The sequence below is a fragment of the Streptomyces sp. NPDC053541 genome (genome assembly GCF_044544705.1).
In the GTDB taxonomy this organism is placed as follows: domain Bacteria; phylum Actinomycetota; class Actinomycetes; order Streptomycetales; family Streptomycetaceae; genus Streptomyces.
The window spans coordinates 569089-583648 of record NZ_JBITXM010000001.1; the positions used below are offsets into that span (position 1 = coordinate 569089).

Annotated in this window: 9 protein-coding genes; 5 read left to right on the forward strand and 4 right to left on the reverse strand. The window is 74.9% G+C overall.

Annotated features, from left to right (window positions below; translation table 11 throughout):
- Positions 1 to 201 precede the first annotated feature (201 nt).
- Complete coding sequence (gene pcrA, locus ACIGW2_RS02910) at positions 202 to 2664, forward strand: DNA helicase PcrA (RefSeq protein WP_391653133.1); 2463 nt, start codon at positions 202 to 204, stop codon at positions 2662 to 2664.
- 81 nt (positions 2665 to 2745) lie between these two features.
- Here pcrA and ACIGW2_RS02915 read toward each other — a convergent pair whose 3' ends face one another.
- Positions 2746 to 4335 carry a peptidoglycan DD-metalloendopeptidase family protein gene (locus tag ACIGW2_RS02915; protein WP_399840699.1) on the reverse strand — a complete coding sequence of 530 codons (1590 nt, stop codon included), beginning with the start codon at positions 4333 to 4335 and terminating at the stop codon, positions 2746 to 2748.
- Between the two features lie 294 nt (positions 4336 to 4629).
- Complete coding sequence (locus tag ACIGW2_RS02920; protein ID WP_399840700.1) at positions 4630 to 5454, reverse strand: esterase/lipase family protein; 825 nt, start codon at positions 5452 to 5454, stop codon at positions 4630 to 4632.
- Positions 5455 to 5678: 224 nt separating this feature from the next.
- Between ACIGW2_RS02920 and ACIGW2_RS02925 the strand changes: the two genes are divergently transcribed.
- On the forward strand, positions 5679 to 6089 hold the full coding sequence (locus ACIGW2_RS02925) for a cobalamin B12-binding domain-containing protein (protein WP_356074004.1): 411 nt from the start codon (positions 5679 to 5681) through the stop codon (positions 6087 to 6089).
- Positions 6090 to 6108: 19 nt separating this feature from the next.
- Here the strand turns inward: ACIGW2_RS02925 and ACIGW2_RS02930 are convergent, their stop codons facing one another.
- A complete protein-coding gene (locus ACIGW2_RS02930) occupies positions 6109 to 7764 on the reverse strand; it encodes a DUF5691 domain-containing protein (protein WP_399840702.1) in 1656 nt (551 codons plus the stop codon).
- Between the two features lie 78 nt (positions 7765 to 7842).
- On the reverse strand, positions 7843 to 9228 hold the full coding sequence (locus tag ACIGW2_RS02935; RefSeq protein ID WP_399840704.1) for an SWIM zinc finger family protein: 1386 nt from the start codon (positions 9226 to 9228) through the stop codon (positions 7843 to 7845).
- 138 nt (positions 9229 to 9366) lie between these two features.
- Here ACIGW2_RS02935 and ACIGW2_RS02940 point away from each other — a divergent pair, with 138 nt between their 5' ends.
- Genes ACIGW2_RS02940 through ACIGW2_RS02950 form a run of 3 tightly spaced genes read left to right on the forward strand, consistent with a single transcriptional unit; the run spans position 9367 to position 14107 of the window.
- Positions 9367 to 10506 (forward strand): AAA family ATPase, encoded by a 1140-nt coding sequence (locus ACIGW2_RS02940; RefSeq protein WP_391653128.1) that lies wholly within the window; start codon positions 9367 to 9369, stop codon positions 10504 to 10506.
- The gene (locus tag ACIGW2_RS02945) at positions 10503 to 12914 is read left to right on the forward strand and encodes a DUF5682 family protein (RefSeq protein WP_399840706.1); all 2412 of its coding nucleotides are present in this window, start codon (positions 10503 to 10505) and stop codon (positions 12912 to 12914) included. Before ACIGW2_RS02940 ends, ACIGW2_RS02945 begins: the two co-directional genes overlap by 4 nt.
- Positions 12911 to 14107, forward strand: a complete 1197-nt coding sequence (locus tag ACIGW2_RS02950; protein ID WP_399840708.1) for a VWA domain-containing protein — start codon at positions 12911 to 12913, stop codon at positions 14105 to 14107. Before ACIGW2_RS02945 ends, ACIGW2_RS02950 begins: the two co-directional genes overlap by 4 nt.
- Positions 14108 to 14560: the final 453 nt, after the last annotated feature.

The window sequence follows — 14560 nt, forward strand, 5'->3', positions numbered from 1 at the left end:
GGAGTGCGGTAGGGGACGGGCTGCTTGGGCGTGCACGCTAGCGAGCCGTGGGACGGGTGGGAAGCCCGGTGCGCCTTATGTCCGATACATTTTCGTGACCTGAACCGGACCGTCGCCCTCCGTGAGATCGCGGTCACGTTGGCGACCCCGTTCGAGGGACGGGGACCGGCTGTCAGTCCGGCGCCCTAGACTCGATAGGCGATGAGCAACAGCCTCTTTGACGACAGCTTCCTGGCGAGCCTCCAGAACCACGCGGAGGAGCCCCCGCCCCTGCCCGAGGACCACGGCGGCTACGACGAGCACGGCGCCCCCGCCGCGGAGGAGGTCCCGCACGACCTCTTCGGGGAGCACTTCGACGCGCCTCCGGCCCCCCGCGACGCCTACTACCGCGACGGCGCCCCCCGCCCCGTCGTGGACCCCGCCGCGCTCCTGGAGGGGCTCAACGAGCAGCAGGCGGCCGCCGTCGTCCACACCGGCTCGCCGCTGCTCATCGTCGCGGGCGCGGGCTCCGGCAAGACCCGCGTGCTCACCCACCGCATCGCCCACCTCCTGGGCACCCGGCACGTCCACCCGGGGCAGATACTCGCCATCACCTTCACCAACAAGGCCGCCGGCGAGATGAAGGAGCGCGTCGAGCAGCTCGTCGGCCCGCGGGCCAACGCGATGTGGGTCTCCACCTTCCACAGCGCGTGCGTGCGCATCCTGCGCCGGGAGAGCAAGAGGCTCGGCTTCACGTCCTCCTTCTCGATCTACGACGCCGCCGACTCCAAGCGCCTGATGGCCCTGGTCTGCCGCGACCTAGACCTCGACCCCAAGCGCTTCCCGCCGAAGTCCTTCAGCGCCAAGATCTCCAACCTCAAGAACGAGCTCATCGACGAGGAGACCTTCGCCGACCAGGCCGCCGACGGCTTCGAGAAGACCCTCGCCGAGGCCTACCGGATGTACCAGGCGCGGCTGCGCGAGGCCAACGCGCTGGACTTCGACGACATCATCATGACGACGGTCCACCTGCTCCAGGCGTTTCCGGACGTCGCCGAGCACTACCGCCGCCGCTTCCGCCACGTCCTCGTCGACGAGTACCAGGACACCAACCACGCCCAGTACACCCTCGTACGGGAGCTCGTCGGCACCGGCTACGAGGACCTCGGCCCGGCCGAGCTGTGCGTGGTCGGCGACGCCGACCAGTCGATCTACGCCTTCCGCGGCGCGACCATCCGCAACATCCTCCAGTTCGAGGAGGACTACCCGGACGCGACCACGATCCTCCTGGAGCAGAACTACCGCTCCACGCAGACGATCCTGTCCGCCGCCAACGCCGTCATCGAGCGCAACGAGTCCCGCCGCCCCAAGAACCTGTGGACCAACGCGGGCGCCGGCGCGCAGATCACCGGATACGTCGCCGACACCGAGCACGACGAGGCCCAGTTCGTCGCCGACGAGATCGACCGGCTCACCGACGCGGGCGAGGCGAAGGCCGGCGACGTCGCCGTCTTCTACCGCACCAACGCCCAGTCCCGCGTCTTCGAGGAGATCTTCATCCGCGTCGGCCTGCCCTACAAGGTCGTCGGCGGCGTGCGCTTCTACGAGCGCAAGGAGGTCCGCGACGTCCTCGCCTACCTGCGCGTCCTCGCCAACCCCGAGGACAACGTGCCGCTGCGCCGCATCCTCAACGTGCCCAAGCGCGGCATCGGCGAGCGCGCCGAGGCGATGATCGACGCCCTGGCGCTGCGCGAGAAGATCACCTTCCCGCAGGCCCTCAAGCGGGTCGACGAGGCCTACGGCATGGCGGCCCGCTCCGCCAACGCCGTCAAGCGCTTCAACACCCTCATGGAGGAACTGCGCACCATCGTCGACTCGGGCGCCGGACCGGCCGTGGTCCTGGAAGCCGTGCTCGAACGGACCGGTTATCTGGCCGAGTTGCAGGCGTCGACCGACCCGCAGGACGAGACCCGCATCGAGAACCTGCAAGAACTCGCGGCCGTGGCCCTGGAGTTCGAGCAGGAGCGGGGCGAGGAGGGCGGCTCGCTCGCCGAGTTCCTGGAGCAGGTCGCGCTCGTCGCCGACTCCGACCAGATCCCCGACGAGGACGAGGAGGGCTCGGGCGTCATCACCCTGATGACCCTGCACACCGCCAAGGGCCTCGAATTCCCGGTGGTCTTCCTCACCGGCATGGAGGACGGCGTCTTCCCGCACATGCGGGCCCTCGGCCAGACCAAGGAGCTGGAGGAGGAGCGCCGCCTGGCGTACGTGGGCATCACCCGCGCCCGCGAGCGCCTCTACCTGACCCGCTCCGCGATGCGCAGCGCGTGGGGCCAGCCCTCGTACAACCCGGCCTCGCGCTTCCTGGAGGAGATCCCGGCGGCGTATCTGGAGTGGAAGCGGACCGGCCCGATGGCCAAGCCCGCCGGTCCCACCTCCGGTATCACGTCCTCGCTGTCCTCCTCGCGCTCCCGCTCCGGCCCGTCCGGCTTCGCCACCCGTCGCACCAGCGACAAGCCGGTGATCACGCTCCAGGTCGGCGACCGGGTCACCCACGACCAGTTCGGCCTCGGCACGGTCATGGCCGTCCAGGGCGCGGGCGCCGACGCGCAGGCGACCATCGACTTCGGCGGCGAGAAGCCGAAGCGGCTGCTGCTGCGGTACGCGCCGGTCGAGAAGCTGTAGCGACGACCGCTCGCCCATGAGGAAGGGCCCCGCCGGTGATCGGCGGGGCCCTTCCTCATGACGGTGTCTACGGTGGGGCGCTCAGCTGGTCGGGTCGAGACCGTGCCGGAGCAGCCAGGGCAGCGGGTCGATCGCGGCGCCGCCGCCGGGTCGGACCTCGAAGTGGAGGTGCGGGCCGGTGGAGTTGCCGGAGTTGCCGGAGTACGCGATGACCTCGCCGGCCTTGACCTTGCCGGAGCGGATCTTGGTGCTGCTGAGGTGGCAGTACCAGGTCTCGGTGCCGTCCGGGGAGGTCACGATCGCCATGTTGCCGTAGGCGCTGTTCCACTGGGTGCGGACGGTGCCGTCGGTCGCGGCCATCACGGGCGTGCCGTACTGGACCGGGAAGTCGATGCCGGTGTGCAGCGACATCCAGTTGACGCCGGCCTGGCCGAAGCGGGCGCTGAGCTGGTGCAGCTTCACCGGGAGCATGAACTTCGGGCGCAGGGCCTCGCGGCGGGCGGCCTCCTCCTCGCGCTTCTTCTTCTCCGCCTCCTGGCGCAGCTTCAGGTCGATGCGCTCCTGGGTGCGGCTGGCGCGGTCGCCGAAGTCGCGGGCGTCGGCGCTGAGCGCGGCGAGCTGGGTGTCCAGCTTGCTGTTGGCGGCGACCTGCTGCACCGAGGCCGGGTCGGCGGCGGCGAGGGCGGTCGTGTCGTCCTTCTGGTCGGCGCCGGAGTCGGTGAGTCCGCTGACCGAGGCGGCGGCGATGCCGGCGACGCCCATCACGCAGGCGGAGGGGACGGCGACGGTGAGGAGCGCGGAACGCTTGGCGGGCGTACGGCGCCGGCCACGGCTGCCGCCGCCGGCGCGGCGCACCGGGCGGGCCGGCAGCTCGGCACCGGCCGCACCGGCCGCGGCCTGGGCGCCGGCGAGCTCGGCGGCGTCGATCTCCAGGGCGATCATGGTCTCGGCGTCGTGGAAGGCGTCGGCGGCGCCGCCGTCGGGGCCGGCACCCGGCTCGTCGTGCTCCCGCGCGGCCTCCGCCTCGGCCCCGCCCTCGTGGGCCGCCGGCGCGTAGTCCGCGTGCTCGGCCTGCTGCGCGCCGGTGTACTCGGCGTATTCGCTGTATTCGGTGTACGCGCCGTGCTCGGAGTGGACGGCGGTCTGCTCGGAGTACGCGGCGTAGCCGTAGCCCGAGTCGTACGCGGCGCCGTACTCGGGGGACGCGTACTCGGAGGTCGCGTACTCGGCGGCGGGAAATTCGGTGGCGGAGAACTCCGCGGTGTGATCGGGTGTGTACTGCTGGGGGACGACCGGCTCGGCCGCGACCTGGTTCCAGGCGGTGGCGTCGTAGGCGCCGGTCTCGTAGCCCGGGGTCGTCCACTGACCCGTGGTGTCGTACGAGGCGAAGGCGGCGGCCTCGTACGGGGCGGCCTGCTGGGCCTCGGTCCAGGCGGAGGCGTCCCACTGGCCGGTGGCCGGGTACGAGGCGTGGCCGCCGGTGTCCCACTGCCCGCTGTGGTCGGGGTGCGCGGCGTAGTCGGCGTAGCCGCTCTGCCCCGCCTCGTAGCCGTAGTCGTAGGCGTACTCGGTGCCGGTGGCACCGGTGCCGAAGAGGGGGTCGACGGCGAAGCTGCCCGTGGTCTGGGTGGCGTCCGTGACGTACCCGGCGTGGGGGTGCTGGTCGTTCACCAACTTCTCTCTCGCCTCGGCAGCAGGGGGTCAAGCAAGGGTCACGCAAGGGGTCAAGCAGTGGCGTGACTGTACCCGGCGGTACGCGCGGCGGACAATCTTCGAGGTGTTTCGAGCCGCCCGGAACCGGGCAATCGGCCGCCTTTCGGTGGGTAGTGGGGAGAGCTTTGGCTCTGTGTTCGAAGAACGTTCGAAGAACGGACATGTTCTGACGGGTCGTCAGCCGGATGCTGATCCTCCGGTCGACCGGCTCCGGGGGTGGGCGGCGGCGGCCGGCGGGGGTGGCCGCGGCCGTCAGGCCACCGAGGACGCTCCCGTCGCACCGTCCCGCGCGCCGGCCGCCGGGCCCTCCTCGTCCAGCGCGCGCAGGATCCCGCCCGCGACGGCCGGATGGACCGGCAGCGCCAGGTGTCCGATCCCGCTCACCCGCACGTTCTCCACGATCAGGTCCGGGTGGTCGAGCCGCGCCGTCTCCACCGGCACCATCACCTGGTCCAGATCGCTCCAGAAGCTCACGAATCGGGTGCGGCAGCCCGGCGCCGGGCCCGCGAGCTCGCGCAGCACCTCCGAACCCGGCCGCATCTGGCGCACCAGCGGATGCGCGTCCGCCACCGCCAGCGGCACGAACGTGGTGCCGGAGTGCGGGGTGCCCAGCATGACCAGGGTGCGCACCCGGGCGTCACCGCCCAGGCGCTGTACGTAATAACGGGCGATCAGTCCGCCCAGGCTGTGGCCCACCAGATCGACCTCGGTGTGCCCGGTGCGGGCCAGCAGTTCGGTCACCCGCCGGTCGAGCAGCTCGGCGGCGGCGCGCAGGTCGCAGGTGAGCGGGGAGTAGTTGAGTGACTCGACCCGGTCACGGCCGTGCCGGGCGAGGGCGCGGCGCAGCAGGACGAACACCGAACGGTTGTCGACGAAGCCGTGCAGCAGCACCACCGGACGGGAGGCCGGACCGGTCCTCGCGGGCGGGTCCGCGTCCGCGCCGGGGTCGGGGTCCGGGGCCGCGCGGCGTTCGCCGACGAGTCCCGAGGGGTAGAGGACCAGATGTCCCGCGAGGACGGCGAGCTCCAGGGCGGTGGCCTTCATCCGGTCGGCGAGCGCGGTGGGGAACAGCTCCATCGCCGACCTCCGTCCCGTACGGCGGTGCGCCGTACACCCGTGCCGTGCGGCCGACGGCACGGGTGTACGGCGACCCCGCTGCGGCTCCTCCGGGGAGCGATCCATGTCCCACGTGTGATTTCCCCCTCGCTGTCCACCGCGAAACGGGCGCGTGCGGGATGCTGGCGATAACGTTCGTTCACCTCCCCGGCAAAGAAGCGCGGGGGTCGCATGTGGAGGCAGTGATGGGTGTGACCGGTCCGATCCGCGTGGTGGTTGCCAAGCCGGGTCTCGACGGCCACGATCGCGGGGCCAAGGTGATCGCGCGGGCGCTGCGCGACGCCGGTATGGAGGTCATCTACACGGGCCTCCACCAGACGCCCGAGCAGATCGTCGACACCGCCATCCAGGAGGACGCCGACGCGATCGGCCTGTCCATCCTCTCGGGCGCGCACAACACGCTCTTCGTGAAGGTCCTGGAGCTGCTGAAGGAGCGCGACGCCGAGGACATCAAGGTCTTCGGCGGCGGCATCATCCCGGACGACGACATCGCGCCGCTCAAGGAGAAGGGCGTCGCCGAGATCTTCACCCCGGGCGCCACCACCGCCGCGATCGTGGAGTGGGTCAACGCCAACGTGCGCGTGGCCACCGCCTGACGGCCCGCCCGTCCCCCCGTCATGCCCGGGGTCCCCGGACCCCGGGCCGTGCCGCCCTCTCCTCCCGCGTCGGTTCGCCGGGGAGGGGCCCGGCCAGTTCGGCGTGCATCGCCGCCCGGAGCTCCAGGGTGGACACCAGCCGCTGGAAGGCCTCCGACCAGTAGCCCGCGGCGCCCGGTGAGGCGTCCTCCGGCTCCGCGGACAGGGCGGTGAGCGCCGCGAGCTGCGGCACCGTGTCCGGCGACAGGCACCGCTCGGCCAGCCCCATTACCCCGCTGAAGCTCCACGGATAGCTGCCGGCGTCCCGGGCGATGTCCAGGGCGTCCACGACCGCCCGGCCGAGCGGCGCCGCCCACGGCACCGTGCACACCCCGAGCAACTGGAACGCCTCCGACAGGCCGTGCGCCGCGATGAACGAGGCCACCCACTCGGCCCGTTCCGGCGCGGCCAGCGTCGACAGCAGCTGCGCCCGCTCCGCCAGCGAGGACGTGCCGGGCCCGGTGGCCTGCGGGGCCGCCGGGGAACCGAGCAGCGCCCGCGACCAGGCCGCGTCCCGCTGCCGGACGGCGGCCCGGCACCAGGCCGCGTGCAGCTCGGTCTGCCAGTCGTCCGCGACCGGCAGCGCCACGATCTCCTCCGGCGACCGCCCGCCGAACCGGGCCGGCCAGCAGTCCAGCGGCGCCGCCTCCACCAGCTGGCCCAGCCACCAGGAGCGCTCGCCCCGCCCGGTGGGCGGCGTCGGCACCACCCCGTCGTGCCGCATGCCCGCGTCGCACTCGTGCGGCGCCTCCACCACGATCGTCTCCGCGCCCCGCGTCCGGTCCAGGGACACGCACGACACGGCGCGCCCCGCCATCCGGCGGGCCAGCGCGGACGCGGGCAGTGCGGACAGCAGCTCGGCGGCCGTCGCCCGTACGTTACGGCTGCGGTCGGACAGGGCCGCCTCCAGGAACTTCTCGTCCGCCGGGCCGAGCCCCGCCCGCAGCGAGTCCAGGAACATCAGCCGGTCCTCGGCCCGCTCCGCCGCCCAGGTCGAGGCCAGCAACTCCCGGCCCCGCGCCGGGTCGTGGGCCCGCACGGCGGCAAGCAGCGCCACCCGCTCCGCGAACAGGCCCTCCTCCCACAGCGCGAGCACCGCCGCCCGGTCGGCCGGATCGGGCAGCGCCCCCGCGCCGGCCCCCGGCGTGCCGCGCAGCGCGAACTTCCACTCCGGGTTCAACCGGGCCAGCCACAGGCCCCGGGGCCCGGCGAACGCCAGCGCCTGGGGCCGCAGATCGGTCCGGGCCCGGGCCGCGTCCAGCAGCGCGGGCAGCGCGGCGGCCGGCGCGCGACAGCCCCGCTCGTTCGCCGCGGCCAGCCACTGCGGCAGCAGCTCGGCCAGGTCCGGTGCCGCCCCGCGCCGCCCCCCGGCCGGCGCGGGCGCGGCCCGGCCCGCGAGCAACTGCCCCAATCGCCGCCGGGCCGCAGCCGGCAGCGTCGGCCGGTCGTCCTCGGGCGCCGCCTCCAGCGGCGGCGCCGCCGGCCCGGGCCGCAGCCCCGCCCTGCGCCGTACGGTGTGCACCGCGGCGGCGTCGAGCAGCGCGACCGGCGCGGCGTCCCCGCCGCCCCCGCGCGCGAGCGGCTTCCGGTCGGTGCCCAGCAGCGCCGACGTGACGAGGTCTTCCCAGGCGTCCATGAACTCCTCCAGGGGTGGTCGGGGCGGGTGCGGTAGGCCAGGCCCGTGCCACGGCCCGGCCGGCGCGGGCGGCCTTCGCTACACCAGGGGCACCGTCTCCCCGGGGGCCTCCGGCGACCAGGCCGACAGGGGGGTGAAGCCCTGGTGGCCGATCTCGCCGAAGACGCGGACCGGGGCGCCGCCCGAGAGGGCGAGCAGGCGCCAGAGGCCGGGCTGCCGCTGGGCGGCGCGGGTCAGCGGTATCGCCTCGCGCTCCGGGGCCTCGCCCGAGGCCTCGCCCGGTGCCGGGCCGGGCGGCTCCGCGTCGGCGAGCTGCCAGCCGTACTCCGCGCGGGCCGGGACCACGGAGGCCAGGGTGACCGGCCAGGAGTCCAGCCAGGGGTCCTCGCCCAACGCGCGTCCGTACGCGTCGAGGGCGGCGCCCACCGGGGTGCCCTCCGGCGGCGGGCCGGTCGGGACGGGCGGGCCGAACCGCTCCACCAGCTCGGCGCGCACACCGCCGCCCGAGCCGTACGGGCGCAGCCCGGCGTCCAGGACGGCGCCGACCGGCAGGGCCAGCTCGGGCGCGCGGCCCGCAGCGCCGAACGAGAGCAGCAGGGCCGTGCGCCCGCTGTCGCGGCCGTGCAGCCAGATGCGACGGGTCGTCAGACGCCCGTCCGCCGTGTCGTACTGGGCGAGCACCAGCCAGTGGTCCCGCAGCGGCGGACCCTGGGGCGGGGCGGTCAGACCGACGCGGCTGCGGACCGTCGCGGCCAGTGGCGCGGGCAGCCGGTCCGCCGACAGCCAGGCCCGGTCGAGGAGATGGGTCAGCGCGCACTCCTCCAGGAGCCGCACCGGCCAGCCCGGTCCCGAGCCCGGTATCGCCCCCAACTCCCGGACACGCGCCGCGAGTCCGGGCGCCTGCGCGTCCACCATGCGCGCCGCGGTCTCCTCCCACGGCCCGTAGCCCGCCCGCTCCGCCGAGGCCAGCCCGCCGCGCAGCAGATCGGCGAGCCGCTGCTCCAACTCCTGGGCGCCCCCCGTGATCCGGGCCGCCCGGCGCTCCGCCCGGCGGCGCGCGGCCTCCGGGTCGGCGGGGCCCGCAGCCGGTCCGGTCCGGGCCGCCTCCGCACGCTCCCGCCGGGCCGCGAGCCAGCCCTCCGCCCAGTCCGGCACGCCGCCGGCCGCCGGGACCGCCGCCCCCTCGACGTCCCCCGCCCACAGCAGCAGCAGTCCCAGCGCGTGCTTGCACGGGAACTTGCGGCTCGGGCAACTGCACGAGGACGCCGGCCCTTCGGTGTCCACCACCGTGCGGTACGGCGTGCTCCCGCTGCCCCGGCACAGGCCCCAGACCGCCCGCCCGTCGCAGCCCGCACCGGACCACGGCCCCGGCGTGCCCAGCTTGCTTCCCGCCGTGCGCGACGCGGCGTCAGGAGCCAGTGCCAGCACCTGGTCCGCCGTCCAGCGCACCCCCTGCTCAGTCATGCGAACGACCGTACGGGCCACCACTGACAATCGCCCCCGCGCGCCTCCCACCTGCGGTTTCCCCCGGCCCGGGCCGATTGTCAGTGGCATGGTGCACCGTGGATTCCACAGCAGGTCGAACGATCTGGAGGGGGACCCATGACCCTGCCCGAAACCATCCCGACCACCACGGCCGAACGCGGCGGCGACAGCGCGAAGGACCGCGCGCTGCGCCCGCACGCCGAGGACGCCTTCGCCCACGAACTGGCCGCGCTCGCCGCCGCCGACGACCGACCGAGGCCCGCCCGCTGGAAGCTCTCGCCCTGGGCCGTCGCCACCTACCTCCTCGGCGGCACCCTCCCCGACGGCACGGTCGTCACGCCGAAGTACGTCGGCCCGCGCCGCATCGTCGAGGTCGCCGTCACCACGCTCGCCACCGACCGCGCCCTGCTCCTGCTCGGCGTCCCCGGCACCGCCAAGACCTGGGTCTCCGAGCACCTGGCCGCCGCCGTCAGCGGCGACTCCACCCTCCTCGTCCAGGGCACCGCCGGCACCCCCGAGGAAGCCGTCCGCTACGGCTGGAACTACGCACAGCTGCTCGCCCACGGCCCCAGCCGCGACGCCCTCGTGCCCAGCCCCGTCATGCGCGCCATGGAACGCGGCATGACCGCCCGCGTCGAGGAGCTCACCCGCATCCCGGCCGACGTGCAGGACAGCCTCATCACCATCCTCTCCGAGAAGACCCTGCCCGTCCCGGAACTCGGCGAGGAGGTGCAGGCCGTCGGCGGCTTCAACCTCATCGCCACCGCCAACGACCGCGACCGCGGGGTCAACGAGCTGTCCAGCGCGCTGCGCCGCCGCTTCAACACCGTCGTCCTGCCGCTGCCCGCCACCCCGGACGCCGAGGTGGACATCGTGTCCCGCCGGGTCGACCAGATCGGCCGCTCCCTCGACCTGCCGGCCGTGCCGGACGGCGCGGCCGAGATCCGCCGGGTCGTCACCGTCTTCCGCGAACTGCGCGACGGCGTCACCACCGACGGGCGCACCAAGGTCAAGTCGCCCTCCGGCACGCTCTCCACGGCCGAGGCGATCTCCGTCGTCACCGGCGGCCTCGCCCTCGCCGCCCACTTCGGCGACGGAGTGCTCCGCTCCGCCGACGTCGCCGCCGGAATCCTCGGCGCGGTCGTCCGCGACCCGGCCGCCGACCGGGTCGTCTGGCAGGAGTACCTGGAGACGGTGGTCCGCGAGAGAGACGGATGGAAGGACTTCTACCGCGCCTGCCGCGAGGTGAGCGCATGACCCGCCGCACCGGCGGCGCCCCCGCCGCCCCGCCCACCGCCCCCGCCGCGGGCCCCCTGGTCCTCGGCGTCCGGCACCACGGACCCGGCTCCGCACGGGCCGTGCTCGCCGCACTCGACGCCGGCCGGCCCAAGGCGGTCCTCGTCGAGGGCCCGCCCGAGGCCGACGCGCTGGTCGCGCTCGCCGCCGACGAGACCATGCGTCCCCCGGTCGCGCTGCTCGCCCACGCCGTGGACGACCCCGGCCGGGCCGCGTTCTGGCCCATGGCCGAGTTCTCGCCCGAGTGGGCCGCGATCCGCTGGGCCCTCGCGCACGGCGCCGAGGTCCGCTTCGTCGACCTGCCCGCCGCCCACACCCTCGCCGCCGCCGACCCCACCTGGGACGACAGCGAGGAGTACGCCCCCGGGCCGGACGGCCCCGACGAGGCCGGGGCCGCCGCGCGCGCCGCCCCCGGGCCCCGGCTGCGCGTCGACCCGCTCGCCGAACTCGCCCGCACCGCCGGATACGACGACCCGGAGCGCTGGTGGGAGGACGCCGTCGAACTGCGCGGCGCCACCGACCCGTTCGCCCCCTTCGAGGCCCTCGCCGAGGCCATGGGCGCGCTGCGCGAGGCGTACGGGCACGGCGGGCACCCCCGCGACCTGGTGCGCGAGGCCCACATGCGGATCCGGCTGCGGGCCGCGCAGAAGGAGTTCGGCGACGACGTCGCCGTCGTCTGCGGCGCCTGGCACGTGCCCGCGCTGCGCCGCCGCACCACCGTCACCGCCGACCGCGCCCTCCTTAAGGGCCTGCCCAAGGTGAAGACCGAGCTGACCTGGGTGCCCTGGACCCACCGGCGGCTCGCCCGCCGCTCCGGATACGGGGCCGGCATCGACGCCCCCGGCTGGTACGCGCACCTGTTCACCGCCCCCGACCGGCCCGTCGAGCGCTGGATGACCAAGGTCGCGGGCCTGCTCAGGGCCGAGGACCTGCCCGTCTCCTCCGCCCACGTCATCGAGGCCGTACGGCTCGCGGACACCCTCGCCGTGCTGCGCGGGCGGCCGCACCCCGGGCTCGGCGAGACCACCGACGCCATCCGCGCCGTCATGGGCGACGGCTCCGACACCGCCCTCGACCTGGTCCGCGACCGGCTGGTGGTCGGCGACGTCCTCGGCACCGTCCCGGCCGGCGCGCCCGCCGTCCCGCTCCAGCGCGACCTCGAACGGCTCCAGCGCACCCTGCGGCTCAAACCGGAGGCGCAGGAGCGGGAGCTCGACCTCGACCTGCGCAAGGAGACCGACGCCGCCCGCAGCCGGCTGCTGCACCGGCTCCGGCTGCTCGGCGTCGACTGGGGCAGCCCCGTCGCGGGCCGCGGCTCCACCGGCACCTTCCGGGAGAGCTGGCGGCTGCGCTGGGAGCCCGAGCTGCACGTCCAGGTCGCCGAGGCGGGCGTCTGGGGCACCACCGTCGAGTCCGCCGCGACCGCCCGGGCCGAGGCCCGGGCGGCCGCCGCCCGCGAGCTCGCCGCCATCACCGCGCTCGCCGAGCACTGCCTGCTCGCCGGCCTCACCGACGCCCTGCCCGCCGTGCTCCACGCGCTCGCCGACCGCGCCGCCCTCGACGCCGACGTCGCCCACCTCGCCCAGGCCCTCCCGGCCCTGGCCCGCTCCCTGCGCTACGGCGACGTCCGCGCCACCGACACCACCGCCCTCGGAGAGGTCGCCGCCGGCCTCGCCGCCCGCATCTGCGTGGGCCTCCCGCCCGCCTGCGCGGCGCTCGACGCGGACGCCGCCGCCGACATGCGCGAACGCCTCGACGGCGTCCACACGGCGATCGCCCTCCTGACGGACCGGGCAGCGGACCGCCCGGCCCCCGGCCCCGCTGCCCCCGACCCCACCGGCTCCACCGACGCCCCGCTCGCCGAGCGCTGGGCCGCGGTGCTGCGGAAGCTGGTCGGCCGCGACCGGGTGCCCGGGCTGCTGCGGGGAAGAGCCACGCGGCTGCTGCTGGACGAGGGACGCCTGGCCGTCGAGGAGGCCGCCCGGCTGATGGGGCTCGCCCTGTCCCGGGCCACGGCACCCGCCGAGGCCGCCGCCTGGATCGAGGGCTTCGTCGGCGGCACCTCCGGCGGCGGTCTGCTGCTCGTGCACGACGAGCGGCTGCTCGGCCTGGTCGACGACTGGCTCGGAGGGGTGAGCGCCGAGGCGTTCACCGACGTGCTGCCGCTGCTGCGGCGCACCTTCGCCGGTTATGAGCCGGGCGTCCGGCGCACCCTCGGCGAGCTGGTCGCCCGCGGCCCGGCCGGCCCCGGCGGCCCCACCGCGGCGGCGGTCGCCGTGCCCGGCTTCGGCCCCGCGCCCGACGAGCGCCGGGCCGACGCCGTACTGCCGCTGCTCCAGCTGATCCTCGGGACGGAGGCCGTCGCATGACCACCACCAGCACCACCAGCACCACCAGCACGCCTGCCACCAGCACACCTGCCACGGGCATCCCCGCCCCGGGGACGCCGGACGACGAGCGGCTGCGCCGCTGGCGGCTGGTGCTCGGCGGGGGAGAGGCGGACGGCACCGGGCGGGCGCTCGGCGGGGCCGACGCCGCGATGGACGGGACCCTCGGCGCGCTCTACGAGAAGGGCGCGCGCGGCGGGCTCGGGGGGTCCGCGCCCTCGGTGGCGCGGTGGCTCGGCGACATCCGGACGTACTTCCCCAGCTCCGTCGTGCAGGTCATGCAGCGCGACGCCATCGACCGGCTCGGGCTCGCCACGCTGCTCCTGGAGCCGGAGATGCTGGCCGCGGTCGAGCCGGACGTGCACCTGGTCGGCACCCTGCTGTCGCTCGGCAAGGCGATGCCCGAGACGACCCGGGAATCGGCCCGCGCCGTCGTCCGCACGGTCGTCGAAGAGCTGGAGAAGCGGCTCGCCACCCGCACCCGGGCCACCCTCACCGGGGCGCTCGACCGCTCGGCCCGGATCAGCCGGCCGCGCCACCGGGACATCGACTGGGACCGGACCGTCCGCGCCAACCTGAAGAACTACCTGCCCGATCACCGGACGGTCGTCCCCGAGCGCCTGATCGGCCACGGCCGGGCCTCCCGGGCGGTGCGGAAGGAGGTGGTGCTGTGCATCGACCAGTCCGGCTCCATGGCCGCCTCCGTCGTCTACGCCTCCGTCTTCGGTGCCGTCCTCGCCTCGATGCGCTCCCTCGCCACCCGGCTGGTCGTCTTCGACACCTCCGTCGTCGACCTCACCGAGCAGCTCGACGACCCGGTGGACGTGCTCTTCGGCACGCAGCTCGGCGGGGGCACCGACATCAACCGGGCGCTGGCCTACTGCCAGTCGCGGATCACCCGTCCCGCCGACACCGTCGTCGTCCTCGTCAGCGATCTCTACGAGGGCGGCATCCGCGACGAGATGCTCAAGCGGGTCGCCGCCATGAAGGCCTCCGGCGTGCAGTTCGTGACCCTGCTCGCGCTCTCCGACGAGGGCGCCCCCGCCTACGACCGGGAGCACGCCGCGGCCCTCGCCGCGCTCGGCGCCCCGGCCTTCGCCTGCACCCCCGACCTCTTCCCCGAGGTGATGGCCGCCGCCCTGGAGAAGCGCCCGCTGCCGATACCCGAAGGGTGACGGGAGCCGCCCGGACCGGAGGGTGACGAGGCGTGGGGGAAGGGTGGGGAAGGTGGGGGGAAGGGTGCGGAATCCGTCGCCCGGCGGCCACCCGGACGGGTGCCGCCGGCGGCACTGAGGTCCATATCACACGGGCGCCGCACCCGCCCTCACCCCGCGGGCCGGCGTGCCGTGAGCCGGCCAATCCCCGCTCCCCGCCTGCCACAAGGCCCCGCGGGCCCCCGACCGGGGCCGTTCCGGACCGCCCCCTCGCGCCTACGTTCTGTGACCCGTATCACCGCTCTCTTGTGATCTGCGATTTAGGGACCCACGGCCCACGGGGATAACCTGCGAGACGGACATGCCGCGTCCACGGACACCGTGTACGCCTCCCTTGTGACAGCGCAGTCACGTTGCCCTCCGCGGCACGCCCACGCAGACAACGAACCGCGATCATCTAGAAAAGGGACGCGC

Bases quoted from the DNA above. Each gene is read 5' to 3' on its own strand.
- ACIGW2_RS02950 (WP_399840708.1), top strand. From the start codon at position 12,911: ATGACCACCACCAGCACCACCAGCACCACCAGCACGCCTGCCACCAGC.
- ACIGW2_RS02920 (WP_399840700.1), bottom strand. From the start codon at position 5,454: ATGGAGCTGTTCCCCACCGCGCTCGCCGACCGGATGAAGGCCACCGCC.
- ACIGW2_RS02945 (WP_399840706.1), top strand. From the start codon at position 10,503: ATGACCCGCCGCACCGGCGGCGCCCCCGCCGCCCCGCCCACCGCCCCC.
- pcrA (WP_391653133.1), top strand. From the start codon at position 202: ATGAGCAACAGCCTCTTTGACGACAGCTTCCTGGCGAGCCTCCAGAAC.
- ACIGW2_RS02940 (WP_391653128.1), top strand. From the start codon at position 9,367: ATGACCCTGCCCGAAACCATCCCGACCACCACGGCCGAACGCGGCGGC.
- ACIGW2_RS02935 (WP_399840704.1), bottom strand. From the start codon at position 9,228: ATGACTGAGCAGGGGGTGCGCTGGACGGCGGACCAGGTGCTGGCACTG.
- ACIGW2_RS02925 (WP_356074004.1), top strand. From the start codon at position 5,679: ATGGGTGTGACCGGTCCGATCCGCGTGGTGGTTGCCAAGCCGGGTCTC.
- ACIGW2_RS02930 (WP_399840702.1), bottom strand. From the start codon at position 7,764: ATGGACGCCTGGGAAGACCTCGTCACGTCGGCGCTGCTGGGCACCGAC.